Consider the following 25451-nt stretch of genomic DNA (forward strand, 5'->3'; position numbering starts at 1 on the left):
TGATCGGGACCAGTGAAGTGGCGTCCCGGAGTATGGCGGTGCGTACGAAGTCGAGTGGCGTTCAGCCGGCCGCCCAGCCGGTCATCAAGGTGTTCGGCGCTCCCCCGCAGAAGGCGAAACGGGAGCCCGGCTTCCGGCCCGGCCTGTTCTACCTGGCCTTCGCAGCGCTGTTCGGCACCAACGTCCTGACCCTCGTCGGCTTCCTGATGGCTCCCGATATCGCCGCGCTGCTCAACGGCCAGAACGACGTGGTCGTTTCCGCCTATGAGGACCGCATCGCCCAGTTGCGTGTCGAGGTGGATCGCCTGCATTCGCGGCAGTTTGCCCAGGCCGGCGATATCAACCTGCAGCTGCAGGAACTGACCCAGCAGCAGGAAGTACTGCTCGAGCAGCATCAGCTGGTGAAACAGCTCGCCGCCAAGGCCGCCGAACTCGGCATCGAAACCGCGGCAACCCAACCGCTTGAAGACGACGCCACGCCGCTGGCTGCGCTCGCTCCTGTCGCCGCAACCGGCGACCTCGCCGAGGTCGGCGCCTCGATGACCCGGATGATGGACGACAGCCGCATGGCGCTGGCCGCACTGTCGGTCTCCGCCACCGAATCGACCGACACCATCCTCGACGTGCTTGGCGGCCTCGGCATCAAGCCGAACATGCCGGACGGGCTTACCGATGCCGTCGGCGGCCCCTACCAGCCACCGGTCGAGGGCGGCGACGCCAGCGGCATCGTCGACGACGCCAACGACGTCTACCTCGCACTGGCGCGCTTCAAAGCTGCCCGTGGCGCGATCGACCTGGCGCCGATCCACAAGCCGATGGATTCGCTCAGCCGCATCAGCTCGACCTTCGGCAACCGCAAGGACCCTTTCACCGGTGGCCGCGCCTTCCACGCCGGCCTCGATTTCCCCGCCCCCAAGGGCACCACCGTGCTCAGCGCCGGCTACGGCAAGGTCACCTTCGTCGGCGAGAAGTCCGGCTACGGCAACCTGGTCGAGGTCACGCACCTCACCGGCCTTGTCACCCGCTACGGCCACCTCAGCGCCTTTCTCGTCAAACAAGGCCAGGTCGTGAACACCGGCACGCCGATCGCCAAGGTCGGCTCCACCGGCCGTTCCACCGGTCCGCACCTGCATTTCGAGGTGCGCCGCAAGGATGTTGCGGTTGATCCCGGCAAGTATCTGGCAGCCGGCAAGCGGCTGGCGCGTTTTCTCGGGGCATAGAGCGCCTTCAGGAAATTGCAACGCCGCAACGCGTTCGGCAAATCAGCCATGCATTCGCCCAAGACCAGCTAGTTGCTCTGGTTTTTCGCGGGGGACGGGTTTAGGTTCCCGCCACAATGCTGATGACCTCAGACATTCCAACGATGCTGCGGCTGCACCGGGCGATGTTTCTCGCCCGTGAGATCGACCGCGTGGAACAAGACCTGGTCAAGCAGGGCCTTGCGCATTTCCATGTCTCGGGCGCCGGCCACGAGTCGACGGCACTGATCGCCGATTATCTCGGTCAGCAGGACTGGCTGCACCTGCACTATCGCGACAAGGCGCTGCTTCTGGCGCGTGGCCTGCCGCTGGTCGAATTCTTCCGCAGCCTGCTCGCAACTGGCCCCTCGCACTCCGCCGGCCGCCAGATGAGCGCGCACTATTCGGCCCGCGAGCTGAATGTCGCCTCGATGGTCGGCCCGGTCGGCAACAACGCGCTGCACGCCGTGGGCAACGCCCAGGCGGTGAAGTTCCACCCTGATTCTCCGGTGGTGATCTGTTGCGTCGGCGACGGCACGACTCAGCAGGGCGAGTTCCTCGAGGCGGTCGGCGAAGCGGTGCGCACCGGCGCCCCGGTGGTCTTCGTCATCCAGAACAATAACTGGGCGATTTCGACCAAGACGCCGGGCCAGACTTTCTTCGATCTGCCCACCGGCCCCGCCGACAGCTTCCTCGGCCTGCCGATCCGCCGCGTCGACGGCGTCGATCTGGCCGCTACGCGCGCCGCCTTCGAATCCGCGGTGACCCATACCCGCGCTACCCGCGGCCCGGCGCTGCTGCTGATGGAGCTCGAGCGGCTGTCGGATCACACCAATGCCGACGACCAGGCGCTCTATCGCGCCGCCGACGAGCTGAAATCGGGCAAGAGCCGCGATCCGCTCGAAGCCATCCGCCAGTCACTGCGCGAGTCGCAGATGGGCGACGCGGCCCTGGCGCAGCTCGAAACCAGCCTGATCGCCGAAGTGGCGGCGGCCGTCGCCGAGGCGCGGGGCGAAGCCGTGCCTGAGACCGCCGGCCAAGCCAAGGCGCCCTACCCGCCCGAGTTTGCACACGCCAAGGAATACCGCGGCGATGCCAAAGTGTCGAACCTGACCATGCGCGAAGCCCTCAACCGGGTGCTGCGCGATCAGCTCGCCGCCAATCGCGACGTGCACCTGCTCGGCCAGGACATCGAAGACCCGAAGGGCGACGTCTTCGGCGTCACCAAGGGCCTGTCGACTGCTTTTCCGGGTCGCGTCCGCAACGCCCCGCTCTCCGAATCGACCATTGTCGGCACTTCGATCGGCCGCGCCCTGACCGGGCAGCGGCCGGTGGCGTTCATCCAGTTCGCCGATTTCCTGCCGCTCGGCTTCAACCAGATCATTTCCGAGCTCGGCTCGATGTACTGGCGCACCGATGGCAGCTGGCAGGCGCCGGTGATCCTGATGGTCAGCTGCGGCGGCTACAAGGCAGGCCTCGGCCCGTTCCACGCCCAGACCCTCGAATCGATCCTGGCCCATGTGCCCGGCATCGATGTGGTGATGCCCTCGAGCGCCGGCGACGCGGCCGGGCTGCTTAACGCCGCCTTCCAGAGCAAGCGGCCGACCGTCTTCCTCTACCCCAAAAGCGGCCTCAACCTTTCCGACCGTCGCACCTCCGACGATACGGCGAAGCAATTCGTGGTCCCCGGCAAGGCGCGCGCCGTGCGCCAGGGCAACGACCTGACGCTGGTCACCTGGGGTAACCCGCTGACCCAGTCGCTGCTCGCCGCCGAGACGCTTTCGGGCGCCGGCGCCGAGCTCGACGTCATTGACCTCCGCTCGATCTCGCCCTGGGACGAGGATGCCGTGCTCCGCTCGGTCCGTCGCAGCAAGCGGCTGCTGGTGGTGCACGAGGACAATCACACTGCCGGCTTCGGCGCCGAAGTGATGGCGACAGTGATGGAAAAGGCCGGTCTCCCGGTCAGCGCCAGGCGCGTCACCCGCGACGACATCCACGTGCCGTTCCAGTTCGAGCGGCAGATCGATACCCTCCCCTCCTACCGCCGGATCATGGAAGCCGCCGCCGCGCTGCTCGAGTTCGATCTCGCATGGGAAGCGCCCAGGGCCGATGCCGGCCCTGCCGCCATCGCGGCGATCGGCTCGGGCCCCGCCGACGATGAAGTCGAGGTCGTCGAGCTCCTGGTGAAGCCGGGCGACATGATCAAGACCGGCGATCTGGTCGCGGTCGTCGAGGCCACCAAGGCCGCCGTCGACGTACAGGCGACCGTCACTGGCAAGGTGCTGTCGATCCCGGTCGAACCCAAGCAGAAGATCGCCGTGGGCGCACCGCTGATGTTCGTCGAGGCCGACGCCTCGGTGGCGCGGCAGCAGGCGACCGTTACCGCCGAGCGCATCGACAAGGCCATCCTGAAGCGCCGCGGCGCGCCGCAGCCCGCCCCCGTTACCATCGGCCGCGCCGAGGTTCCCGTGGGCGTTGCCGGCATTGCCGGGATCACCGGCGGGCGCAAGGTGCACAATGCCGACCTCAAGGGCAACTGGCAGACCCGCGACGCCGGCGACATCGTCAAGCTGACCGGCATCGAGAGCCGTCGCTGGGTGCAGCCTGGTGAGACGGTATTTTCCCTCGCCGTGTCCGCCACGCAGAAACTGCTCGACGAGCAGCAGCTCGAGATCGGCGACATCGACCTGGTGATCGCGGCCACCGGCACACCCGATGTGATCACCCCGTCGCTTGCCTGCCGCGTCGCCGACGCGGTCAGCACCGCCGGTCGAGCCAGCCTGCCGGCCTACGACATCAATGCCGCCTGTTCCGGCTACCTCTACGCGCTGGCCAATGCCCGCGACTACGTCACCAACAACCCGGACGCCCGGGTCCTGGTGGTGACGTCAGAGGTGCTGTCGCCGCTGCTCGACCAGAACGACTTCAACACCGCTGTGCTGTTCGCTGATGCCGCCACTGCCTCCTTGGTGCAGGGTCCGGGTCACGAACAGCCGACGCTGTTCACCTTTGCCCAGCCGACGATCGCCGGCGCGCCGGAATCGGGCGAGCTGCTGAGCGTGCCGCGCGCCGGTGAGGGCTATATCAAGATGAATGGCCGCGAGGTGTTCGCCGACGCCGTCCGCGCCATGTCGGCGACGCTGACCTCGGCCTGCGCGGCGGAAGGCATCACCATGGACGATATCGACCTGATGGTGCCGCACCAGGCCAACCAGCGCATCATCGACGCCATTGCCCGCCGCTCGGGCCGCCCGGCCCACTCGATCATCCGTAACCTCGGCAATACCAGTTCCTCGACCATCCCGCTGGCGCTGATGGACGCGCTGCCCACCACCAAGCCCGGCGACCGGCTCGGCCTCGTCGCCTTCGGTGGCGGCATCACTTACGCGGCGGCAATCGCCACGGTGGGTTCGGGGCGCTAGCGGTCGGCACCAGCCCCTGCAGCAGGCCGACCAGATCGGCCTGTCGATGCATGCCGGTCTTACCGAATACCGCCTGCACCTGGTTGCGCACGGTCGCCGCGCTGGCGCCGGTGCTCGAGGCGATCTGGCCGATGGTCATGCCGCCGCCGAGCGCCCGGGCGATCCTCGCTTCCGCCGGCGTCAGGTCGAACAGCCCCTGAATCACCGTGGCATCGGGCAACTCGCGCAGGGTCACCGGCGTCATCAGCAACACCGCTGCCGCCCCGGTGAACACTTCGCGAGCCGACGCACGGATCGGCAGGATGTGGGCCACCATTGCCGCATTGCCGTCCCCCGCGGGAACGGGGATCGAGCGCACCGGCCCGGTATGGAGCCCGGCCTCCGCGGCCTCGAGCGCCGTGGTCAGCATCTCGTCGGCCCGCGGATTGGCGAGACCCAGGCGCGTCGGGCGCGACTGCACCACCGAGGGGGTCAGCGCCTCCAGCATGCCGTTGGTGGCGATGGCTGCACCGCGCGGTCCGAGGACGGCCGCGGGAATGCCGACCATCTCGAGCGCCGCGACGGCTCCCTGGGCGCGCTCGAAGGCGATGCGCGCCGACATCAGTGCCGCCCGCGCCAGGTGCGGCCGCAGCAGGTCGAGGCGCTCCACCACTTCGCGCTCCACCGGCCCATCCTCGAGCCGGCGCTCGCCGTGGAAGATCAGCAGATCGCCGGTCGGCACCTTGATGCCGGTTGCCACGCCCCAGCCAAAACCGCGCGGCACGAAGAACTCCTTGCGGATTGGGTCGGCTTCCCATTCCTCGCGGCTGAACACATCGAGATCGGTGACGAAGCCGGGATGGTCGTAGGCGAGGAGGCGCGCTGTACGGTCGTCGCGCCCAGGGTAGCCGCCCTCAAAATAGCCGCGTGACATCTCCTGCAAGCCTGGCGACGCCGTCCAGTGAGCAGCCTCGCCGCGCACCGCAAACAGCACCGTTCCCGCGACACCGCCGAGCTCCCCGAGTTCCTCGAGCACGCGCGGCCAGAGATCGGGGACAGCCCCGGCCTCGTAAATTCTGTCGACTAGTTCGTCGTCCTCCATCCGCCGCTTCCCCGAGCATGTGCCGCCTGAGTGACGTAACTCATGGCACCTCGCATTAGTTCAAATGCATCATGCGCGCGCAAGACGTTACCGGTAACAATAGGCATGCGCCAAGGTGGCCCTGGGCGCTCATCTCGATTTCGGGTCTTCGGATGGTGGTTGGCCGGTGGCGGAGCTGCCGGCCAACTTCGTTATTCAGCGTCCGCGACCGCGTCGGCGTCGGCGTCAGCGACTAGTCGGCGTCAGCGACCTTGTCGGCATAGCCAGTGACACGTGCCGCCAGAGAGGCTTCCATGAAGTCGTCGAGATCGCCATCGAGCACCGCGGAGGTGTTCGAGGTTTCGTGCCCGGTGCGCAGGTCCTTCACCATCTGGTACGGCTGCAGCACGTAGCTGCGGATCTGGTGCCCCCAGCCGACATCGGTCTTGGCCGCCGATTCTGCGTTCGCCGCTTCCTCGCGCTTCTGCAGCTCGATCTCATAGAGCCGCGCCTTCAGCATCGCCATCGCCGTCGCACGGTTCTTGTGCTGGCTGCGCTCCTGCTGGCAGGCGACGACCACGCCGCTTGGAACGTGGGTAATGCGGATTGCCGAGTCGGTGGTGTTGACGTGCTGGCCACCGGCGCCCGATGAACGGTAGGTGTCGACCTTGAGGTCAGACTCGTTGATCTCGATGTTGATCGTCTCGTCGACCACTGGATACACCCAGGCGCTCGAAAAGCTGGTGTGGCGGCGAGCCGCGCTGTCGTAAGGCGAGATACGGACGAGGCGGTGCACGCCCGATTCCGTCTTCAGCCAGCCATAGGCATTGTGGCCGGTGATCTTGATGGTCGCAGACTTGATGCCGGCTTCTTCGCCGTCATGCATTTCCATGACGTCGATCTTGAACTTCCGCCGCTCCGCCCAGCGCGTGTACATGCGCAGCAGGATATTGGCCCAGTCCTGGCTCTCGGTGCCGCCGGCGCCGGAGTGGATTTCAAGATAGGCGTCATTGGCGTCGGCTTCGCCGGAGAGCAGCGTCTCGACCTGAGCGGAACGCGCCTCCTTCAGCGTCTCCTGCAAGGCCTGCTCGGCCTCCTTGATCACGTCGGCGTCGTTCTCCGCCTCGCCCATCTCGATGAGCTCGGAGTTGTCGCGGATCGATGCCTCGAAGGCCTTCACGGCCTTCACCTGCACGTCGAGTTCGTCACGCTGCTGCATGATCGGCCGCGCCTTCTCAGGGTCGGCCCAGAAGTTGGGATGCTCGGTACGTGCGGTCAGATCGTCGAGACGGGCTTCAGCTGTATCCCAGTCAAAGATGCCTCCTCAGCAGGCTTACGACCTGCTCGATTTCGGCGATGACCTTGGTGATTTCGGCGCGCATTTCTATCCTCAAATCCGTTGCCGCTCATGTAGTTGAGACGAAGGGCCCAATCAACCCGTTCTTCCCCGCGTCACCTGTGCATGCTAGGCAGCGGGCTTGTTAGCGAGGGGCCGGCCGTGACGGAACGCATCGAAGGGGTAAGCTTCGTATCGAGCGGCACGCCGGAGGCGGATCGCGCTGCCGACCTGCTGCGCCAACGCTATGGTGACAACGGCTTCGATCAGGCCACCATCGTCGTCGCCCTCGGTGGCGACGGCCTGATGCTGCAGACGCTGCATCGCAAGATGGGCAGGAACGTGCCGGTTTACGGCATGAACTTCGGCTCTGTCGGCTTCCTGATGAACGAGTTTTCCGCCGATGGCCTCGCTGCGCGCCTCGCCGCTGCCAAGCCCACGCACATCTATCCGCTCGAAATGAACGTCCGGCTCGCCGATGGCTCGGAACACCGGGCGCTGGCGCTCAACGAAGTGTCGCTGTTCCGCATGACCTATCAGGCGGTGAAGGTCGAAATCCTCGTCGATGGCCAGCCGCGGCTCGAAGAGCTGATCTGCGACGGCGTGCTGCTGGCGACGCCGGCCGGTTCGACCGCCTACAACCTCTCGGCGCATGGGCCGATCCTGCCGATCGACTCACCGCTCCTGGCGCTGACGCCGATCTCGCCGTTCCGCCCGCGCCGCTGGCGTGGCGCCATTCTCAACAACCGCGCCGTCGTCACCTTCCGCACCCGCGAGGCCGACAAGCGCCCGGTGAGCGCCGTTGCCGACAACGTCGAATTCCAGCGGGTGATCGAGGTGACGGTGCGCGAGAACCGCAGCCAGAAGGTGACGCTGCTGTTCGATCCGGGAACCGGGCTCGACGAGCGCGTGCTGAGCGAACAGTTCCGCTACTAGGTCAAGTCACCATTGAGGTGCACAATTTGCTCCAGGCGGGTCGGTCGGTCATCTCGTCCGACGGTTCAACTTGGTCGTGAACGTCTAAGCCGCAGGCAGCGCCAGGCGTTCGTCAGCCTCGAGCTGCGGCAGGGCCATCTCCGACTGCGTCATCCCGGCGAAGGCCGACATCACGCCACGCGCCGCCCGCCGGGCGAGAATGACGTTCTGTTCGCTGAGATAGGCAAACGCCTCCTCGAGCTCAGGCGGGATCACCCCGTCATGCTCGACGATCAGCTCTTCAGTCAGTGCCGTCACGACGAAATGCCGCGCCGCAAGATCATCGGCGAGGTCGGCGGCACGGGCGTGAAAGATCAGCCGCGCCAGCATGTTGCGTACCGCTCCACTGAGACCGCAGCGCGAGAACAGCGCGTTGAGCGCCGACCGGCTGCCATGCTCCAGGAGTGTGAACACCTTGTCGCGCGGCGTCTCGGACAGCTGCGCCACGCAATCGGCAAAGAACAGCACGTGCCCCTGGACGATGGCGTGCAGCATCACCCGGGTCGAGACGAACTCGGCTTCCACCAGCTCTGCCGCATAGGGCGCCCTGCCCGCCGCCGCTTCCTGCTCGCCGATCGCCGTCAGCGCCGTATCGGTCGCATCGCGCAGCAGCCGCTCCAGCCGATGCGGCGCCACCGCTCCGCTGACCATGCGTGTGCTGCGCAGCGCTACCGCGACGGCCTGAACGAGAACGAGCCGCGCATCAGCCGGCAGGTCATCGCGCGCCAGCAGCAACCCACGCAGCTCGGCGTCGTCAGCGCCCTCACGGTCCGCCACCTGGCGCAGCATCGTTGGAGAGAACGGTACATCCGGCCGATCCAGCAGCTTGGCCAGTAACGGTCGTCCGCCTCTGGCCACCAAGGCCTCGGCGACCCGCTGGCTGAGCCGCTCGCGCGTCGCCGTCGCCATCAGCATGGCCCCGTCGGCGCCGCGGATCAGCGCCATCAGGTCGGCATCGACCAGCGCGGGGGAATACTGCACCACGGCGCGTGCAATCACCGGGCTGTCCTGCAGCAGCGCCAGGAGGATCGGCCGCGGCGCCTCCACCGCGTGCAGCAACCCATAGGCCAGTGCACCGCGCACTCGAACCGAGGGATCGTCAAGAAAGCCGATCAGCGCCGCATAGAGCGCCGCATGCTCGTCGGCCGGGCCATAGTGGTTGAGATAGGCCATGGCGGCGAGGTGGGCCGCCTGCCCCCGCTCCTCACTGTCGCGCGATTGGCTCAGCGCGACGAAATCCTGGTACGCAACCATCAACCTCTCCGCGGAGCGGGATCAGGAAAAGTTCTGAGGCTTTTCCGGTTCGATCTCGCAACAAAACAAAGACTCGGAGCTGGAGTGCGATTCCACGAAGCGCAATCCAGCTCTCGGCGCTGAGAAAGACGCTATCGGGGAAGGCTTAAGGAACGGTTCACCATAATTTCGGCGGCTTGGGCAGCGTGCCGTCCTGCCCGTAAAGCTGGGTGAACAGCGCGCTTCCCTGCGCTTCCGACGCCGGGCTCAGCAGCGTCCGCGCCTGTACCTCACCGTCGCTGGAGAACAGCGACGTGAACGACATGTCATCCGGCGAGAACCGCGATGGGATCGGGGCCGAGTCCCACTTGCCTGCCGGCGCGGCTGGGTCGACCGCCAGCTGCTGCGCGGCAAAGCGCGGATCGACAGCGCCGTCGTGCTTGGCGACCAGCGCCCGGTAGACCTCGCGAATCGTCCGCGCCTCGCCGCCCTCGTAGAAGATCGTCCGGTTGGCCTTGGCCTGCTTGGGGAACAGCTTGGCGGCGATCTGGTCGGGATCCTGGAGGCCGGCATTGAACAGCTTCTCCGCCCCCTGTGCCCCAAGGAAATGCGCGATGTAGAGCTCGCCCGGGCTCGGCATGCGGCCGAACTTCTCGAACAGATACGCCCCATTGCTCCGGGTGAACGCCGCCGCCATATCCGAAGCGATCTGCGGATCCTCACGCAGCTTCAGAACTTCCTGCCGCAGCGCCTTGTCAGCGATATAGTAATCGCCGTCGGAATCGACCTTGATGGCGTCCGCGTATTGCCCGTAGCCGAGCCGCGGCCCCTCCTCCTTCATCACCTGCAGCCAGGTGCTGTCGAGGAACTGGAACAGCCCGGTCGCACTCGACGTCCGGGCCTTGGCTTCGGGGTTGAGGCTGCTTTCACGGATCGCCGTGCGCAGCAGGTAGTCGAAGTCGACATCGCTCTTCGCCCCTGCCGTGTCCATGGCATAGGCAAGTGGCTGCGGCACCGATATCGGCTTCACGCCCATCGACTCGAGGGGTCCGTTGCTAACGTTCGGTTAACCAATCGCTCGCGACTGGTTAACGAATGGTTAGCCCTGCCACCTCGTCACCACTTCATCGAGGTTCGGCCGGTCGCGGTCTTCGATCACCGTGGTCGGGGTGCCGATGTGGATGAAACCGACAAAGCGTTCGCCGCCGCGCGCCCCGAGCATGGCCTGCGCCTCGGTGTCGAAACCGTACCAGCGGTTGGTCCAGCTGGCGGCAAAGCCCAGGGCAAAGGCGGCGTGCGAGAGGTTGAAGCAGACATTGCCGGCCGATAGCAGCTGCTCCATCTCCGGCGCCTTGGGGTTGGGCTTGGGCGACAGCAGCACGCCGATGGTCACCGGAGCCGGCAGGAACTGCCGCCGCTCGATATCGAGCCCGGCCTCATCGAGTTCGGGCCGCTTGCGCTTGGCGATCTCGGCGAGCTTGTCGCCGGCTTTGATCCGGTCGTCACCCTCGATCAGAATCAGCCGCCACGGCACGAACTTGCCGTGATCTGGCACGCGCGTGCCGATGGTCAGAATCTCGCGCAGCTCGTCCGGCGTCGGGCCCGGATCCTTGAGGAAGCCGATACCGACGGAACGGCGGGTTTTCAGGTAGTCGCGCAGTGCGGCGTTGATGGGCATGGTCTGGTCCTTGCGAGCGTCCGGTCCTTATGACACAGCTTTTCCCCAATCCAAGCGTAGGCACGCGAGGCATTTTGAAGCGAGGCGCTGCGGGGCGCCGGTTGCGGAGTCTTAGGGTGAAGCTCAGGTACTGGATCGGCATTCTCGGGATCGCGGCGATGCTCGCGCCGATGCTGGCGATCGCCGAGGATCCGCCGGTTCCCCTGCCCCGCCGTGCCGATCGCATGCCGCAGCAAGCCGTAGAGCAACTGGCCAACGCCCCTGCCGCCGAAGTCGCGATCCCCGAGGCGACGGAGACCCCCGTCGTCGATCCCGGACCGGCTGCAGCCGCCGCCGAAACCGTGGCGGTCAACACCACGCCGCAACCGGTGACGCTGATGGCCAAGATCACCGAGGACGGCAATTCGCTGCCCGACGGTGTCACCTGGCGCGTTTTCGAGACCCGCACCGATGCCTCCGGCGACCTGGTGCTGGCGCAAAAATCCGATGACGCCACCGCACATCTCGAACTGCCGCCCGGCAGCTATGTCGTGCACGTCGCCTATGGCCGGGCCCAGACCACCGACACGCTCACCGTGGCCGAGGGCGAGAACTCGAAATCCCTGATCCTTGATGCCGGCGCCATGCGCCTCAACGCAGCGGTGACCGGCGACGTGGCGATCCCGATCAACCTGCTGCGTTTCGATATCTACACCAGCGGTAGCACTGAGGCGGATCGGACGCTGGTGGCGCAGAACCTCAGCCCTAACGACATCGTCACCCTCAACGCCGGCACCTACCACATCGTGTCGTATTTCGGCGACGTGAACGCTGTGGTGCGCGCCGACCTCCGCGTCGAGCCCGGTCAACTGACCGATGCAACGCTCTACCATCGCGCCGCGCAGATCTCCTTCAAGCTGGTCAGTGAGGCCGGTGGCGAGGCCATCGCCGATATCGACTGGACGGTGAAGACTGCCGACGGACAGACCGTCTTCTCCAATATCGGCGCCTTCCCCTCGACCGTATTGGGTGAAGGCGATTACCTGGTCTTCGCCAAGCGTGGCGACCAGGTCTACAACCGCGAGTTCCAGGTCCAGCCCGGTGCGGCCAAGGAGATCGAGGTCCTCACCGCGGTCTATTGAGGCCATCTCGAAGAATCTTCACAGCCCGTGTCGATCTCTCGATCGGTCGCTCGTCGTGTCACTGCAGCAGGATGAACTCGCGCCATACGGGCCGCGACGTCCGGGCACAAGGAGACCGAAGATGCGCTTCATGATCATCGTCAAAGCCACCGCCGACAGCGAAGCCGGCATCATGCCGCCGCCCGAGAGCTTCGAGGCGATGGGCCGCTTCAACGAGGCGCTCATCAACGCCGGCGTGCTGCTGGCAGCTGAGGGCCTGCACCCCTCGAACCAGGGCGCCCGCGTCACCTCGGAAGGCGGTAGCCTGATCGTCAGGGATGGCCCGTTTGGCGAAACCAAGGAACTGATCGCCGGCTTCTGGGTGATCAGCGCCAAGTCGCGCGACGAGGCGCTCGAGTGGGTCAAACGCATCCCGTTCGACGATGGCGAGACCATCGAGCTCAGGCGCGTATTCGAGGCGGCCGACTTCGCCGAGATCGTCCCGGCAGAGGCCGTCGCCCAGGAACAGGCCTGGCGCGACGCCACCCAGAAGCCCATCACCAACTAACGACAACACGAGGACATCGACATGAAGTTCATGGTCATCCGCCGGGCGGACGCCGAGACCGAGGCCGGGGTGATGCCTGGCGCCGACCTGATCGCCGAAATGACGCAGTTCCACGAAGACGCGGCCAAGGCCGGCATCGTCATCGCCGGCTCCGGCCTGATGCCGACCTCCCGCGGCGCCAAGGTGAAGTTCAACAATGGCAGGCCCACCGTCATCGACGGCCCTTTCACCGAGGCCAAGGAGCTGATCGCCGGCTACACCCTGATCGAAGTGCCGTCGCGCGAGGCGGCGATCGAGTGGGTGAAGACCTGGCCCAGACTCGACGGTCACGGCAATGTCGAGATCGAGATCCGCCAGCTGTTCAGCGAAGAGGATTTCGGCGAGGCCTATACCGAGGCCATGGCGAGCAGGGACGCCGCCCGCAACCCGGTCCGCAACCCTGAGTAAGCCACCTTGCTCACCGCAGGGATGAGCAAGGTGCTCACCCCAGGGATCACCATCTTGCTCCGGCGGATCGGATTTGGTCTGATCCGCTGCCATGACCGAAAGAGATACCCATCGCGCCATCGAGGCGGTGTTCCGCATCGAGCAGGCCAAGCTGATCGCTGGTTTGACCCGAATCGTGCGCGACGTCGGCCTTGCCGAGGAGCTGGCGCAGGATTCGCTGATCGTCGCCCTCAATCACTGGCCGGAGAGCGGCGTCCCGCGCAACCCGGGCGCCTGGCTGATGCAGACGGCTAAGCGCCGCGCCATCGACTATTTCCGGCGCAACAAGATGGCGGCGCGCAAGCTCGACGAGCTCGGCTACGACCTGCGGGAGATCGAATCCGCCGCGCCCGATCTCGATACCCCGCTCGACGACGATGTCGGCGACGACCTGCTGAAGCTGATCTTCACCTCCTGTCATCCCGTGCTCTCACCCGAGGCGCGGGTGGCGCTGACGCTCCGCCTGCTCGGCGGGCTCACCACCGACGAGATCGCTCGCGCCTTCCTTTCCGCCGAGCCGACCATTGCCCAGCGCATCGTGCGCGCCAAGAAGAGCCTTGCCGAGGCCGGCATGCCGTTCGAAGTCCCCCGCGCCGAGGAGCGCGCCGGTCGCATGGCGTCGGTGCTCGAGGTGCTCTACCTGATCTTCAACGAAGGCTACTCCGCCACCGCCGGCGATGACTGGACCCGACCGCAGCTCTGCGAAGAGGCGATGCGGCTGGGCCGCATCCTCGCCGGCCTGGCGCCCGACGATGCAGAAGTCCATGGGCTCGTCGCGCTGATGGAGATTCAGGCGTCCCGCCTCCGTGCCCGTACCGGCGCCAATGGCGAGCCCGTGCTGCTGCTCGAGCAGAATCGCGCCCTGTGGGACCAGATGCTGATCCGCCGCGGCCTCGCCGCCCTCGACAGGGCCGAGAACCTCGTCGGCGCCGGCCCTTACGTGCTGCAAGCCGCAATCGCCGCCTGCCATGCCCGGGCCCGCAAGGCCAACGAGACCGACTGGCGGCGCATCGCAGCGCTCTACGACATGCTGGCCGCGATGACCCCGAGCCCGGTGATCGAGCTCAACCGCGCCGTCGCCCACTCCATGGCCTTCGGCCCAGCCTCCGGTCTCGCCATCCTTGATGCGGTTGCCGACGACCCGGCGCTCAGGGGCTACCACCTGTTGCCCAGCGTCCGCGGCGACTTCCTGGTGAAGCTCGGCCGGCTGGCCGAGGCCCGGCTCGAGTTCGAGCGTGCCGCCGGGCTCACCCGCAACGAGCGCGAGCGCATCCTGCTGCTGGACCGCGCGGCCGCCTGCCAACCGGCCGCTTGAGGTCTTCCCGTCGCGACTATCTGCTCTGCGCGAATTGTTCTGAAGCAGAACGCTGTTCCGCTATCTCCGTTACATTTCACAGTGCTATAGAGCGAGAGCTTGCAGCAGAAGCATACAGTATGGCTCAACCCGACCGCCGATTGGTCCCGATCGTATCGCTGGACATCGTGGGATATTCCCGCCTTGTCGAGCGCAGTGAACGTCAGACCCTGCGCCTCGTGCAGCGGGTCTACGATCGGCTGATCTCGCGCACCATCGGCGCCGCCGGCGGCAAGGTCTTCAAGACCATGGGCGATGGCCTCCTGGCCGAGTTCAACAGCGTCGTCGCCGCCGTGCAATGGACCGCCGACCTGCAGCGCCAGATCCATGAGCGCAAGATCCATGCCCCGGGCGGCGAGATGTTCCAGGTGCGCGCCGGCATCGTGCTCGCCGACGTGCTGGTGGCGGGCAACGATCTCTACGGCTCCGGGATCAATCTCGCAGTGCGCGTCCAAAGCCATTCGCCGGCCGGCGGCATGTGCATCACCAAGTGGATGTACCAGTACCTCGACGGCACCATCGAGCTGCCCTTCGTCGACATGGGGCCGACCGAGCTCAAGAACATCTCCAAGACCGTCCGCATCTATGCCTGGCATCCCTCCGGCCTGACGCGCCCGCAACAGCCCGAGTCACCCCCGCCTCCGCCGCCGAGCAACCGGCCCTCGGTGGTCGTCTTGCCGTTCGACAATCTCTCGGGCGAAGCCGATCAAAGCTACTTCGCCGACGCCGTGGTCGAGGAAATCACCGCGACGCTCAGCCGGGTGAAGGACTTCTTCGTCATCGCCCGCAATTCGGCCTTCACCTACAAGGGCCGCGCCGGCATCGACATCCGCCAGATCGGCCGCGATCTCGGCGTGCGCTACGTTGTCGAAGGTTCGGTGCGCCGGGTCGGCGAGCGCGTCCGCATCACGGCGCAGCTGGTCGAGACCGACGCGGGCAGCCACATCTGGTCGAACAAGGTCGACGGCGCCGTCGCCGACCTGTTCGACCTGCAGGATCGCATGGCCGCTGAAGTGGCGAGCGCCATCCAGCCCTCCATTCGCCGCGCCGAAGTCGAGCGGGCGCGCAAGAAGCGTCCGGAGACGCTTGCCGCCTATGACCTGGTGATGCGCTCCCTGCCCCACCTGTGGTCGCATAGCCCCGACGACAACCGCGAGGCCATCGACCTGCTGGCCCGGGCCCTGGCGCTCGAACCGCACTACGGCCTTGCTGCAGCGCTGGCCGCCTGGGCGCACGGCCAGCAGGTCGCCTATAACTGGACGGCGGATTTCGCCGCCGAGCGCCGCACTGCTGGTGCGCTGGTCGAAACCGCCTCGCAGCATGTCGCTGACGATCCAACCGCGTTGACGGCCCTCGCCTCCGCCATGATGATGCTCGGCGGCGACGTGCGGCAGGCCGCGACCTTCGCTGATCGGGCGCTGGAACTGGACCCGAACCACGCCTGGGCCTGGATGCGCCGCGGCTGGGGCCACGTCTATCTCGGCAACCCCGAAGACGGCCTTGCTGCCTTCGAGCGCTCGGCGCGGCTCTCGCCGATGGATCCGTTCGCCTTCAACGTGCATCTGGGCATGGGGTTGGCCAATTTCGCCGCCGGCCGGCCACAGCAGGCCATCGACTGGGCGCAGCGCGCCATGTCGGAGCGCCCCGGCCTCACCTGGCCGCATCGTGACCTCGCGGTCTACTTCGCACACCAGGGCGATCTGGCGGCGGCCCGCGACGCGCTGGAGCGTTTCCAGCGTGCGCATCCGGATGTCACCCTCGCTTCGATCGGCGATGGACTGCGCTTCATGTACCCGTCATTGCTGGCGCGCTATCTGCAAGGCCTGCAACTGGCCGGATTGCAATAGGCAACTCGCGGCGCAACTTTATCCATTCCGTAAGCAGTTCACCAACACCGGATCGGCATTGTCGCCTGGGCTTTGGGGGTTTGAGCTTGGATATCCGTCTCGAGAAGCGGCTTTCGCCGCGGCGTAACACTATTATCGAGGCGACGATCGTCTTCGACGGTGGCCGTACGCGGATCCGTTGCATCATCCGCAACCTGTCGGAGACCGGCGCCAAGCTCGAAGTAGCATCCGTTACCCGCATCCCCCGCACCTTCGATCTCGTGGTCGACAAGGTTCGCCCGCAGGCCTGCATCGTCATCTGGCGCTCCGTCAAGGAGCTGGGCGTGCAGTTCCGCGACCCGACAATTCGCTGAACCCCGCCTGAACCGCAGGTTCGGAATCCATTCAAAGCCCGCCTCCTATCAGACCGGCCATCGAAGCGGACGACACGCTCCGCCTCATCTTCCGCCTTCGGGTGGAATGCCCGTCTAACAGGAGAATAGAATGCAGAAGACTATTGCGCTGGCTCTGCTGGCTGCATCCATTGTTGCCTTCCCGGTCGCCACCCCGTCGTTCGCTTTCGACGCCAGCAAGAGCACGCTGTGTGGTCCCGACGCCCCGGAAGGCTACAAGCGCCCGGGCGGCTACTGCGATACCATCACCGAGAACAAGTCGCTCCTCGAAACCGAGGAAGGCTGCACCCAGTACCTGCCGAGCAGCTTCTTGCTCGGCACCTCGGCCAAGCCGGTCCTCGTCGCCGAGTACTGCAACGACGACTGGATGCTCCCGCTCGCGGCGGTCTGAGAACTCTCGGGAAGCGGTCTTTGGGCCGCTTCCTCTTTCAGCCTATTCAAATGCCGTTCATCTGCCCTATCTTAGGTGTGGCAGCACGTTTCGGACACACGTCCCTTGGGGGGACTCGCAATGTCGAGGCATGCATTTTTCATCGCCGGTGATCGCGTCGTTCACGTCGCAAATCCGTGTGGTGCCGGTTTCCAGTATCAGGCGCAGTCGCACACGCTGCCGCCGCAGGCCCAGGTCGGCCCGCATCAACACGACGCGGCTGAGACCGTGCTCGTGGTGCAGGAGGGCATGCTCGAGCTGATGGTCAACGGCGCGGCCGGCTATGTCGCCGCCGGATCGTTCGTCCGCATCCCCGCCAAAGCCTGGTTCGCTTACCGCAGCGTCGGCGACGAGGCCGCCCGCCTGCTCTGCCGCACCGCACCGGCGCAGCCGGCCGGCGATGGCTGCAAGATCACTATCCAGATCGCCGCCGCTTAGCCTGGCGACCTCTTCTTCGAACCAAGGGCCTGTCCGTCTGGACGGGCCCTTTTCGTTTGCCTTCGATTCCGACCAAACAATCATAAGTCGTATTATGATTCTGAACCGACATTGAATGCCGGGTTCGGCTTCAATTCACGCCGGCCTCATTAAGCCTCTCCACATCGGCGGACGACATGCCCGCTTCCCCCTGCCAGTCCGCTGGCAAATCCGTTCAGGAGAGACGACTTGAAGAAGATCCTTGCCATTGCCCTGCTGCTCGCAACTTCGGCAGCATTTCCCGTTGCCACCCCGGTGCTCGCCGACTCGAGCACCAATGCGCTGTGCGGCCCCGATGCGCCTGAAGGCTACAAGCGTCCGGGCGGCTATTGCGAGCAGCTCGACCAGGGCTCGCTGGTCCAGTCCGACGGGGACTGCAACTACGTGATCGAGAGCATGCTGACGATGCTGAAGCCGGGTCAGACGATCCTCGTCGCCGAGAACTGCTACTACGAAGTCCCGGTCAAGCTCTGACAGCTCAAATGAAGGGGGCCGCATCGCTGCGGCCCCTTTCGTATCTTGTTATAGAGCCTGCTGCTTGAGGTCCGGTGGTACGGCCTCCGCCATCAGCTCGACGATCGCGTCGGTTGCGGCGATCACCTTCTGGCCTTCGGTGCCGAGGCGACGAACCGATACGGTCCCCTCCTCCGCCTCGCGCTTGCCGACCACGAACATCAGCGGCACCTTTTGCACCGAATGCTCGCGCACCTTGTAGTTGATCTTCTCGTTGCGCGCGTCGAGCTCGGCCCGGATGCCGCCGGCCTTCAGCCGGTCGACCAGCTTCTGTGCATAGTCGTCGGCGTCCGAGACGATGGTCGCGACCACCACCTGAGTGGGCGCCAGCCACATCGGCATCTTGCCGGCATAGTGCTCGATCATCATGCCGATGAAGCGCTCGAGCGAACCGAGGATCGCGCGGTGCAGCATCACCGCGTACTTCTTGGTCCCGTCCTCGGCGACGTACATGGCGCCCAGCCGCTCCGGCAGCACATAGTCGAGCTGCAGCGTACCGACCTGCCAGGAGCGCCCAATGGCGTCCTTCAGGTGGAACTCGAGCTTGGGGGCATAGAAGGCGCCCTCGCCCTCGGCGATGACGAAGTCGTAGCCGGTGGCCTTGAGCGCATCGCCCAGCGCCTTCTCCGCCGCGTCCCAGCGCTCGATGGTGCCGCCGAACTTCTCCGGCCGCGTTGCGAGCTTGATGACGACATTCTCGAAACCCATGTGCTCGTACACCGAATACAGCAGGTGGACGAAACGCTCGGTCTCGGCCTGGATCTGCTCCTCGGTGCAGAAGATGTGGGCGTCGTCCTGCGTCATCTGCCGCACGCGCAGCAGCCCATGCAGCGCCCCATGCGCTTCGTTACGGTGGCAGCAGCCGAACTCGGCCATGCGGATCGGCAGGTCGCGGTAGCTCTTGATCCCCTGGTTGAAGATCTGGATGTGGGCCGGGCAGTTCATCGGCTTGAGCGCCATGAGTTCCGCCTTGCCCGACAGCACCGGACCGGTCTCCTCGGTGCCGGGCACCTCGTCAGGCACCACGAACATGTTTTCGCGGTACTTGCCCCAGTGCCCCGAGGCCTCCCAGAACTTGGACGACATCAGCTGCGGGGTTTTCACCTCGTTGTAGCCGTTGGCGTTCACCCGGCGGCGGATATAGGCCTCCATCTGGTTGTAGAGGACATAGCCCTTGGGGTGCCAGAACACCGACCCCTGGGCTTCCTCCTGCAGATGGAACAGGTCGAGATCCTTGCCGATGCGGCGGTGGTCCCGCTTCTCGGCTTCCTCGATCATGTGCAGGTACTCGTCGAGTTCCTTCTGGCTGGCAAACGCCGTGCCATAGATGCGGCTCAGCACCGGATTGTTGCTGTCGCCACGCCAATAGGCGCCGGCCACCTTGGTCAGCTTGAACGCCGTCCCGATGTCCTTGGTCGAGCGCATGTGCGGGCCGCGGCAGAGGTCGAACCACTGGCCCTGCTTGTAGATCTTGATCATCTGGTCGGCCGGAATGGCATCGACCAGCTCGACCTTGAAGTTCTCGCCCTTGGCGGCGAACACGCGCTTGGCCTCGTCGCGCGACCACACTTCCTTGGTGAAGGCGGCGCCGCGCGCGATGATCTCGGCCATCTTCTTTTCGATGGTGGCGAAATCGTCCTCGCTGAACGGCGTATCGCGCTTGAAGTCGTAGTAGAAGCCGTTCTCGATCACCGGACCGATGGTGACCTGCGTCTCAGGCCACAGCTCCTGCACCGCCTCGGCAAGCACGTGCGCCGCGTCGTGACGGATCAGCCCGAGCCCATCGGCGCTGTCGCGCATCACGAACTCGATCTTGCCGTCTGCCTCGAGCGGATCGGACAGGTCGCTGAGGACCCCGTTCCACTTCATGGCGACCGTCTTCTTGGCGAGGCTTGGGGAGATGCCCTCGACCACGGTGGTCCCGGTGGTGCCACGCGCATAGTCGCGTACTGCACCGTCGGGGAACGTCACCTTGATCATTTTCATCTCCAATGGAAATTGCCGGCGGAAGTGCCGGCAAGGCGGGGTGTCTAGCATGTGTCGCGGGGCTACGCCAAGCGGACGCGCAAATGCGCCCGGGGCGTGCTGGCCCCGGGCGATGTCATCAGTCCGACCGGGCAGAGGCGGTGGAGCGCTAGGTTCGCCGGCTCGATACCGCTCTGCCGATGGCAATAAGGATGCAGGCACCGATCACGCCGGCAATCAGGTAGCCAAACCAGCCACCGAATGAGATGCCCAACAGCCCGAACACCAGACTGGCGACGATGGCGCCAACGATGCCAAGGATGATGTTCATCACCACGCCGCTGCTATTGTTCATGAACCGTCCGGCAAGCCATCCCGCTATGCCGCCGATGATGATCGCCGCAAGCCAACCCACGCCGTCGAAAGCCATCGCACGTTTTCCTTCTCGTTAAGTCGCTAGCCAGGCAGAACATTCCGGCTGGCAAGCAATAACGGCGGAGGACGGAAAACGATCCGTGGCGCACTACTTCCAGCGCCCGTAGCTCCATGGCGCATACCAGTGCGCGTCCGCCGGCAGCGCCTCCGGTACCGGGTCGTAGCCGTGCGTGCCACCCGGCCGGCACCGGACGATCCGCGCCAGGCCCATCCAGCCGCCGGGCCAGAAGCCGTGCCGCCAGATGGCATCGCGGGTGAACTCCGAGCAGCTCGGTGCGTGCCGGCAGGTGCGGCCCATGAACATCGACAGCGAGTAGCGATAGCCCTGTATCAGCCCGTAGGAGACGAGCTTGAACGGCCAGTCGACAATGCTCCAGAACACCTGGGCGATGCGCTGCATCAGCCGGCGGCCGCCACCTGCGGGGCCTCGATCTTGTCCAGTGCCTCGCACACCGCGTCGAACACCAGCAGCGTCGAGGTGTGGCGCGGGCGGTATTCGCGCACCGGCTCGAGATACTTGAGATCGATCCACTTGGCGCCTGACGGCGGAGGACCATCGGCCTTGAGCATCGCCGTCATCTCGTCGCGTACCCGGCGGAACTCGCTGACCGGCGTGCCCACCACATGCGTTGCGACCACGGCGGCCGAGGTCTGCCCCAGCGCGCAGGCCTGGATGTCATGGCCGTAGCCGGTGATCACCCCGTCGATGACATTGATATCCACCTCGATGGTCGAGCCGCACACCCGGCTGACCTTGCGAGCGCTGGCATCGGGATCGGTGAGCCGCCCCGGCCTTGGCTGATTGCCGGCGAGTTCGAGGATCCGGTCCGAATAAAGATCGCTGAGTTCCATCTTTTTCGCGAAACTGTTTCTTGGCCGCTGTCGTTGCCCACCTATATAGTGATGGAGATGCAACAAGTCAGCGGCGTCCATCGTCACTGACACCATACCGGGAACCGTGGGGCGACGTATTGCGTCTGTCGCCTGCTATTGACCGAGGAACCAAAGATGGACGCCAGCGCCAAGCCGCAGCACGTCAAGCTCGTCCCTGAAATCACCCGTCCCAGCCGCGAAGAAGCGGAAGCGGCGGTTCGCACGCTGATCGCCTGGGCCGGCGACGACCCGACGCGCGAGGGCCTGCTGGAAACCCCGCACCGCGTCGCCAAGGCCTACCGCGAGTTCTTCGCCGGCTATGGCAACGATGCGCGCGAGGTGCTGCACAAGACCTTCAAGGAAGTCGGCGGCTATGATGACGTCGTGCTGGTGCGCGATATCCCGTTCTCGTCGCATTGCGAGCACCACATGGTGCCGTTCTTCGGCAAGGTGCACATCGCCTACCTGCCGCATGACGGCGTTGTCGGGCTGTCCAAGCTCGCTCGCCTGGTCGAGGTCTATGCCCGCCGCCTGCAGGTGCAGGAGAACATGACGGCGCAGATCATCGACGCGGTGAACGAGCACCTCAACCCGCGCGGCGCCGCGGTGATGATCGAAGCCGAGCACATGTGCATGTCGATGCGCGGCGTGCGCGCCCACGGTGCGCTCACCATCACGCAGCGCTTCACCGGCGTGTTCGCCGAGGACCGTAACGAGCAGGATCGTTTCTTCGCCATGGTCGGCAAGCGGTGACGTCACGCGCAGGGCGCTGACCGCAACCGCGATCAAGTCTGCTATATCTGGGCGGGCATAGGGTGAGCCCATGTCCGCCGTCGCCAAGACCCTCTGGATCATCGAATCGCGCTTCGGCATGCCGCTGACGCTCGAGGAAATGGCCGTACATGCCGGCGTTTCGCGTTTTCACCTGTCGCGCATCTTCCCCCAGGTGACCGGCTACTCGATCTCCACCTATCTCCGCGGACGCCGGCTCACCGAAGCGGCGAAGGCGCTGGCCGGCGGCGCCCCCGATATCCTTGGCGTCGCGCTCGATGCCGGTTACGGCTCGCACGAGGCCTTTACCCGCGCTTTCCGCGCCTTGACCGGCCTGACGCCCGAGGAAGTGCGGCGCCGGCGTCGCCTCGACGACCTGCCTTTGCTCGAGCCGCTGCGCATGGATCCCGAGGTGCCGGTGGACCTGTGCGCGCCGCGCATCGAGGACCGCGGCCCGATCCGCGTCGCGGGGCTGGTCGCACGCTATGCCGCGAACGCCGATGCCGGGATCCCGGCGCAGTGGCAGCGCTTCGGCCCCTATGTCGGCAACGTTCCGGGCGAAATCCCGGGCGTCTATTACGGCCTCTCCGGGCGCTATTTCAGCGAAACCGGCGAGTGCGAGTACATGGCCGCCATGGAGGTGCGCGAGACCGCCGAGCTGCCGCGCGAGTTCACGCTGGTTACCGTGCCGGCTCAGCGCTACGCCCGCCTCGCCCATCGTGGCCATATCACCACCATCCGCTCGACCATCGAAGCGATCTTTGCCCAATGGCTGCCGACCTCCGGTTATCGCAAGAAGCACGCGCCCTGGAGCTTCATCGAGTATTACGGACCCGACTTCAACGAGCATACCGGCCTTGGCACGGTCGAAATCTGGATCGCGCTCGAGGATTGAGCGCGAGCCCGGTGCGGGATAGAACCCCGCCATGAGCACCACCTTTGCCGACCCCAGCACCCTGGACCATGAGCAGCGCGACGAGGGCACTGTCTTCGCCCCCAAGTTCGACGCGCACGGTTTGATCACAGCCGTGGCCCAGGAGGCAGGTTCAAACCGTGTCCTGATGGTCGGCTTCATGAATGCAGAGGCGCTGGCCCGTACTATCGAGAGCGGAGAGGTTCACTACTACTCGCGATCGCGCAAAGCCCTTTGGAAGAAGGGAGAAACGTCCGGTGAGATCCAGCGAGTGGTGGAACTTTCGGTCGACTGCGACCAGGACGCCATCCTGATGCTGGTCGAGCAGACCGGCCGCGGCGCCGCCTGCCACACCGGCCGGAAAAGCTGCTTCTACCGCATCGTCGAAAGCGCCGGGACGCTGCGCCACAGCGGCGAGCCCCGGCTGTTCGATCCGGCTGAGGTCTACAAAGCTCAGTAATGCGGCGGCGGCGGTTCGACCGCCGGCGCCAGCGCCGGATGCGCCTCGACGTCGCGCAGCTGCGAGCCGAGGTTGCTGAGTTCGCGCTTCAGCGCCTCGATCTGCTTGAAATGCTCGGCCAGCGCCGCGTTCAGTTCCTCGATCGCCTGATCCTGGAAGGCGATCGTCGTCTCCAGCGTGACCATGCGGGCCGTGAGGTCAGTGATATCGCTCATTTGCTCTCCTCCTCAGAGGCGGCGGGGCGGCGTTCGAACAGCGGCGTGAGGAACAGGCCGGCGAGGAAGCCGCCCAGGTGCGCCTGCCAGGCGATGCCAATCGACTGCCCGATCAGCATGGGCAGGAACGGCACCGCTGCGTTGAGCACCAGCCACACCACAATGAAGAAGGCGGCGCGCTGGTTGCGCATCAGCTCGCCGAGACTCGCCATCCGGCGCCCAAGCACGTGCTCGGCGCCAGTCTCGGGATCGCGCCCGACGATCACCGGCTGGAAGATGAAGCGGCACGCTACCCCCGTAAGGCCTGCGACGCCACCTGAGGCGCCGATCAGCAGCTGCACTTCCGGCAGCGTCGTTGCGGCGAACGCCGCGGCGCCAACCGCGGCGCTCGCGAGGAAGAGAATCACCGTGGCGCGCGGCCCATAGCGACGGGCCACCGGGGTGCCGAAAATGGCCAACCAGGCGCAATTGATTAAAAGGTGCTCCCATCCCGCATGCAAAAAGGCGTGCGTGAACGGTGTCCAGAGCAGCGGTATCCACCCTCCCTCGAACCCTGCTCCGGGGATGCCGCGAGCCGGGATGAAGGCCAGCCAGTAGATGAGCTGGAGGTCCCCTTGTTCGTTAAGAACGAAGGCTCTGGCGAGGTGTACGGCCAACATCAGGCCCAGCAGCGCAGTCACCACGCCGGGCAGCAGAATGGCTGGCTGACGACCGTCAGACGTCTGATTTTGTTGGTGATTTCGCTCGTCAGACATGAAAACTCCCGGTTTTCCGGGCTTTGTAGCCCATTCCCCCGACTTATCCACACGGGGCCCGCCGCGTTAACCCTAACAATTGTTTAAGGGCGATTTCCGCTCGGGCTTTTGTCACTCTTGCTGTTGCGGCGGTCGCCCCTTCTCCGGGACGCGATGCTCGGGGTTTGGGAACAAGGCAAAAAGACTATGCAAAAGGCCAGCACCAAGGCGCTGTTCGACTATTGGAATGCGCTCCGCGGTTCTCGCAGTGCTCCGGATCGGCGCGATATCGACCCGACCCGAATCCGCTCCGCCCTCGCCAACACCTTTATCCTCGAGCTCAACGATTCCAACGAGTTCGATTTCCGCCTCGCCGGCTCGCATCTCTGCTCGGCCTATGCCCGTGAGCTGAAAGGCCGCTCCTTCACGCGTCTGTGGCACGAACGTGACCGCGACGCCATCGACACCCTGGTCCGCGCCGTCACCGAGGATCATGCGGTTGCCCTCGTCACCTTTCAGGGCACGACGGCGGTGCACACGCGCCTGTCGGTCGAGACCATCCTGCTGCCGTTGCGTCACAACGGCAGCACCCAGACGCGCCTGCTCGGCGCCATGACCTCGATCGACGAACCCTATTGGTTCGGCGTCCAGCCGATCATGGAGCAGCGCATCACGGGCCTGCGGCTGATCTGGCCCGACGACGTGTCGCTCGCCGACATGGCGAGCGATGTCGCGGCCGCCGTGCCGGCCGAAGACCTGGTTTTTGCCAGCGCCGGAGCAGCCGTCCCTGCCCCGATGAGCGCCACCGTGTTCGGGCGCACCGCCCGCCGTTACGCCCATCTCGCAGTGATCGACGGCGGCCGGCGGTAAAGCGAGATCAGGAAAAAGCCTGTCCCCGCGAAGGCGGGGATTGCAGACTTTTCCGCCTCGATCTCGCGACAACCAAGGACTTGGAGCAGCAGTGCGGTTCAAGGAA

The 25451-nt window shown here is 65.6% G+C and carries 27 protein-coding genes; 16 read left to right on the forward strand and 11 right to left on the reverse strand.

The window, feature by feature from the left end:
* The first annotated feature begins 38 nt into the window (after positions 1-38).
* Entirely contained in the window at positions 39-1220 is a 1182-nt protein-coding gene (locus ASC89_RS17505; protein ID WP_162247956.1) for a M23 family metallopeptidase, read from the forward strand.
* 116 nt (positions 1221-1336) lie between these two features.
* Positions 1337-4660, forward strand: coding sequence for a beta-ketoacyl-ACP synthase 3 (locus ASC89_RS17510; protein ID WP_156384672.1), 3324 nt, complete (start codon positions 1337-1339; stop codon positions 4658-4660).
* On the opposite strand, the gene ASC89_RS17515 is transcribed toward ASC89_RS17510, so the two are convergent.
* A complete protein-coding gene (locus tag ASC89_RS17515; protein ID WP_056000133.1) occupies positions 4617-5741 on the reverse strand; it encodes a helix-turn-helix transcriptional regulator in 1125 nt (374 codons plus the stop codon). The genes ASC89_RS17510 and ASC89_RS17515 overlap by 44 nt on opposite strands.
* A 232-nt stretch (positions 5742-5973) precedes the next feature.
* A protein-coding gene (gene prfB / locus ASC89_RS17520) for a peptide chain release factor 2 (RefSeq protein ID WP_156384673.1) occupies positions 5974-7102 on the reverse strand; the annotation gives its coding sequence in 2 pieces (ribosomal slippage) (positions 5974-7032 and positions 7034-7102; 1128 coding nt in all).
* Between the two features lie 116 nt (positions 7103-7218).
* Between prfB and ASC89_RS17525 the strand changes: the two genes are divergently transcribed.
* On the forward strand, positions 7219-7992 hold the full coding sequence (locus tag ASC89_RS17525) for an NAD kinase (RefSeq protein WP_244488491.1): 774 nt from the start codon (positions 7219-7221) through the stop codon (positions 7990-7992).
* An 84-nt stretch (positions 7993-8076) separates the two neighbouring features.
* On the opposite strand, the gene ASC89_RS17530 is transcribed toward ASC89_RS17525, so the two are convergent.
* The 3 genes from ASC89_RS17530 to ASC89_RS17540 all read right to left on the reverse strand — a co-directional run bounded on the left by ASC89_RS17530 (position 8077) and on the right by ASC89_RS17540 (position 10942).
* A complete protein-coding gene (locus ASC89_RS17530; RefSeq protein ID WP_056000135.1) occupies positions 8077-9285 on the reverse strand; it encodes a DUF2336 domain-containing protein in 1209 nt (402 codons plus the stop codon).
* A 157-nt stretch (positions 9286-9442) separates the two neighbouring features.
* Complete coding sequence (locus ASC89_RS17535) at positions 9443-10294, reverse strand: lytic transglycosylase domain-containing protein (protein ID WP_156384674.1); 852 nt, start codon at positions 10292-10294, stop codon at positions 9443-9445.
* Between the two features lie 69 nt (positions 10295-10363).
* Complete coding sequence (locus ASC89_RS17540) at positions 10364-10942, reverse strand: nitroreductase (protein WP_082528240.1); 579 nt, start codon at positions 10940-10942, stop codon at positions 10364-10366.
* 116 nt (positions 10943-11058) lie between these two features.
* Here ASC89_RS17540 and ASC89_RS17545 point away from each other — a divergent pair, with 116 nt between their 5' ends.
* From ASC89_RS17545 to ASC89_RS17585, 9 genes are all read left to right on the forward strand, one after another.
* Positions 11059-12063 (forward strand): hypothetical protein, encoded by a 1005-nt coding sequence (locus ASC89_RS17545; RefSeq protein ID WP_056000141.1) that lies wholly within the window; start codon positions 11059-11061, stop codon positions 12061-12063.
* Between the two features lie 121 nt (positions 12064-12184).
* The gene (locus tag ASC89_RS17550) at positions 12185-12610 is read left to right on the forward strand and encodes a YciI family protein (protein ID WP_056000143.1); all 426 of its coding nucleotides are present in this window, start codon (positions 12185-12187) and stop codon (positions 12608-12610) included.
* Between the two features lie 21 nt (positions 12611-12631).
* Positions 12632-13057 (forward strand): YciI family protein, encoded by a 426-nt coding sequence (locus ASC89_RS17555; protein ID WP_055881979.1) that lies wholly within the window; start codon positions 12632-12634, stop codon positions 13055-13057.
* Positions 13058-13148: 91 nt separating this feature from the next.
* Positions 13149-14411: an RNA polymerase sigma factor gene (locus tag ASC89_RS17560; protein WP_056000146.1), complete on the forward strand. Its 1263-nt coding sequence runs from the start codon at positions 13149-13151 to the stop codon at positions 14409-14411.
* A 119-nt stretch (positions 14412-14530) separates the two neighbouring features.
* Positions 14531-16297: an adenylate/guanylate cyclase domain-containing protein gene (locus tag ASC89_RS17565; RefSeq protein WP_082533438.1), complete on the forward strand. Its 1767-nt coding sequence runs from the start codon at positions 14531-14533 to the stop codon at positions 16295-16297.
* Positions 16298-16383: 86 nt separating this feature from the next.
* On the forward strand, positions 16384-16650 hold the full coding sequence (locus ASC89_RS17570) for a PilZ domain-containing protein (protein ID WP_056000152.1): 267 nt from the start codon (positions 16384-16386) through the stop codon (positions 16648-16650).
* A 130-nt stretch (positions 16651-16780) separates the two neighbouring features.
* A complete protein-coding gene (locus ASC89_RS17575; protein ID WP_056000155.1) occupies positions 16781-17080 on the forward strand; it encodes a hypothetical protein in 300 nt (99 codons plus the stop codon).
* A 120-nt stretch (positions 17081-17200) separates the two neighbouring features.
* Positions 17201-17557, forward strand: a complete 357-nt coding sequence (locus ASC89_RS17580; protein WP_055881989.1) for a cupin domain-containing protein — start codon at positions 17201-17203, stop codon at positions 17555-17557.
* A 228-nt stretch (positions 17558-17785) separates the two neighbouring features.
* On the forward strand, positions 17786-18070 hold the full coding sequence (locus ASC89_RS17585; protein ID WP_055881992.1) for a hypothetical protein: 285 nt from the start codon (positions 17786-17788) through the stop codon (positions 18068-18070).
* A 48-nt stretch (positions 18071-18118) separates the two neighbouring features.
* On the opposite strand, the gene thrS is transcribed toward ASC89_RS17585, so the two are convergent.
* The 4 genes from thrS to ASC89_RS17605 all read right to left on the reverse strand — a co-directional run bounded on the left by thrS (position 18119) and on the right by ASC89_RS17605 (position 21361).
* Complete coding sequence (thrS, locus tag ASC89_RS17590; RefSeq protein WP_056000158.1) at positions 18119-20089, reverse strand: threonine--tRNA ligase; 1971 nt, start codon at positions 20087-20089, stop codon at positions 18119-18121.
* A 154-nt stretch (positions 20090-20243) separates the two neighbouring features.
* Positions 20244-20504 carry a GlsB/YeaQ/YmgE family stress response membrane protein gene (locus tag ASC89_RS17595; protein ID WP_055881997.1) on the reverse strand — a complete coding sequence of 87 codons (261 nt, stop codon included), beginning with the start codon at positions 20502-20504 and terminating at the stop codon, positions 20244-20246.
* Between the two features lie 93 nt (positions 20505-20597).
* Positions 20598-20891: a membrane protein insertion efficiency factor YidD gene (gene yidD, locus ASC89_RS17600; protein ID WP_320410477.1), complete on the reverse strand. Its 294-nt coding sequence runs from the start codon at positions 20889-20891 to the stop codon at positions 20598-20600.
* A 17-nt stretch (positions 20892-20908) separates the two neighbouring features.
* Positions 20909-21361 carry an iron-sulfur cluster assembly scaffold protein gene (locus ASC89_RS17605; protein ID WP_055882004.1) on the reverse strand — a complete coding sequence of 151 codons (453 nt, stop codon included), beginning with the start codon at positions 21359-21361 and terminating at the stop codon, positions 20909-20911.
* Positions 21362-21517: 156 nt separating this feature from the next.
* On the opposite strand from ASC89_RS17605, the gene folE reads away from it, so the two are divergent.
* From folE to hisI, 3 genes are all read left to right on the forward strand, one after another.
* Entirely contained in the window at positions 21518-22135 is a 618-nt protein-coding gene (gene folE / locus ASC89_RS17610; protein ID WP_055882007.1) for a GTP cyclohydrolase I FolE, read from the forward strand.
* A gap of 70 nt (positions 22136-22205) precedes the next feature.
* Positions 22206-23048 (forward strand): AraC family transcriptional regulator, encoded by an 843-nt coding sequence (locus tag ASC89_RS17615; RefSeq protein ID WP_055882010.1) that lies wholly within the window; start codon positions 22206-22208, stop codon positions 23046-23048.
* A 31-nt stretch (positions 23049-23079) separates the two neighbouring features.
* Positions 23080-23526 carry a phosphoribosyl-AMP cyclohydrolase gene (hisI, locus tag ASC89_RS17620; protein WP_056000164.1) on the forward strand — a complete coding sequence of 149 codons (447 nt, stop codon included), beginning with the start codon at positions 23080-23082 and terminating at the stop codon, positions 23524-23526.
* Here hisI and ASC89_RS17625 read toward each other — a convergent pair.
* Together ASC89_RS17625 and ASC89_RS28200 are read right to left on the reverse strand one after the other, a co-directional pair.
* Entirely contained in the window at positions 23520-23741 is a 222-nt protein-coding gene (locus ASC89_RS17625) for a SlyX family protein (RefSeq protein WP_056000167.1), read from the reverse strand. The genes hisI and ASC89_RS17625 overlap by 7 nt on opposite strands.
* Positions 23738-24496 carry a rhomboid family intramembrane serine protease gene (locus ASC89_RS28200; RefSeq protein WP_082533439.1) on the reverse strand — a complete coding sequence of 253 codons (759 nt, stop codon included), beginning with the start codon at positions 24494-24496 and terminating at the stop codon, positions 23738-23740. The genes ASC89_RS17625 and ASC89_RS28200 overlap by 4 nt, the downstream gene beginning before the upstream one ends.
* Positions 24497-24682: 186 nt before the next feature.
* Between ASC89_RS28200 and ASC89_RS17635 the strand changes: the two genes are divergently transcribed.
* A complete protein-coding gene (locus ASC89_RS17635) occupies positions 24683-25345 on the forward strand; it encodes a PAS domain-containing protein (RefSeq protein WP_055882023.1) in 663 nt (220 codons plus the stop codon).
* The last annotated feature ends 106 nt before the right edge of the window (positions 25346-25451 follow it).

The sequence above is a fragment of the Devosia sp. Root413D1 genome, from assembly GCF_001425235.1.
In the GTDB taxonomy this organism is placed as follows: Bacteria; Pseudomonadota; Alphaproteobacteria; order Rhizobiales; family Devosiaceae; genus Devosia_A.

Bases quoted from the DNA above. Each gene is read 5' to 3' on its own strand.
- ASC89_RS17625 (WP_056000167.1), bottom strand. From the start codon at position 23,741: ATGAGCGATATCACTGACCTCACGGCCCGCATGGTCACGCTGGAGACG.
- ASC89_RS17635 (WP_055882023.1), top strand. From the start codon at position 24,683: ATGCAAAAGGCCAGCACCAAGGCGCTGTTCGACTATTGGAATGCGCTC.
- folE (WP_055882007.1), top strand. From the start codon at position 21,518: ATGGACGCCAGCGCCAAGCCGCAGCACGTCAAGCTCGTCCCTGAAATC.
- ASC89_RS17595 (WP_055881997.1), bottom strand. From the start codon at position 20,504: ATGGCTTTCGACGGCGTGGGTTGGCTTGCGGCGATCATCATCGGCGGC.
- ASC89_RS17615 (WP_055882010.1), top strand. From the start codon at position 22,206: ATGTCCGCCGTCGCCAAGACCCTCTGGATCATCGAATCGCGCTTCGGC.
- ASC89_RS17575 (WP_056000155.1), top strand. From the start codon at position 16,781: ATGCAGAAGACTATTGCGCTGGCTCTGCTGGCTGCATCCATTGTTGCC.
- ASC89_RS17510 (WP_156384672.1), top strand. From the start codon at position 1,337: ATGCTGATGACCTCAGACATTCCAACGATGCTGCGGCTGCACCGGGCG.
- ASC89_RS28200 (WP_082533439.1), bottom strand. From the start codon at position 24,496: ATGTCTGACGAGCGAAATCACCAACAAAATCAGACGTCTGACGGTCGT.
- ASC89_RS17565 (WP_082533438.1), top strand. From the start codon at position 14,531: ATGGCTCAACCCGACCGCCGATTGGTCCCGATCGTATCGCTGGACATC.
- ASC89_RS17580 (WP_055881989.1), top strand. From the start codon at position 17,201: ATGTCGAGGCATGCATTTTTCATCGCCGGTGATCGCGTCGTTCACGTC.
- ASC89_RS17555 (WP_055881979.1), top strand. From the start codon at position 12,632: ATGAAGTTCATGGTCATCCGCCGGGCGGACGCCGAGACCGAGGCCGGG.
- ASC89_RS17515 (WP_056000133.1), bottom strand. From the start codon at position 5,741: ATGGAGGACGACGAACTAGTCGACAGAATTTACGAGGCCGGGGCTGTC.
- ASC89_RS17550 (WP_056000143.1), top strand. From the start codon at position 12,185: ATGCGCTTCATGATCATCGTCAAAGCCACCGCCGACAGCGAAGCCGGC.
- ASC89_RS17560 (WP_056000146.1), top strand. From the start codon at position 13,149: ATGACCGAAAGAGATACCCATCGCGCCATCGAGGCGGTGTTCCGCATC.
- ASC89_RS17605 (WP_055882004.1), bottom strand. From the start codon at position 21,361: ATGGAACTCAGCGATCTTTATTCGGACCGGATCCTCGAACTCGCCGGC.
- thrS (WP_056000158.1), bottom strand. From the start codon at position 20,089: ATGATCAAGGTGACGTTCCCCGACGGTGCAGTACGCGACTATGCGCGT.
- ASC89_RS17530 (WP_056000135.1), bottom strand. From the start codon at position 9,285: ATGGTTGCGTACCAGGATTTCGTCGCGCTGAGCCAATCGCGCGACAGT.
- ASC89_RS17540 (WP_082528240.1), bottom strand. From the start codon at position 10,942: ATGCCCATCAACGCCGCACTGCGCGACTACCTGAAAACCCGCCGTTCC.
- hisI (WP_056000164.1), top strand. From the start codon at position 23,080: ATGAGCACCACCTTTGCCGACCCCAGCACCCTGGACCATGAGCAGCGC.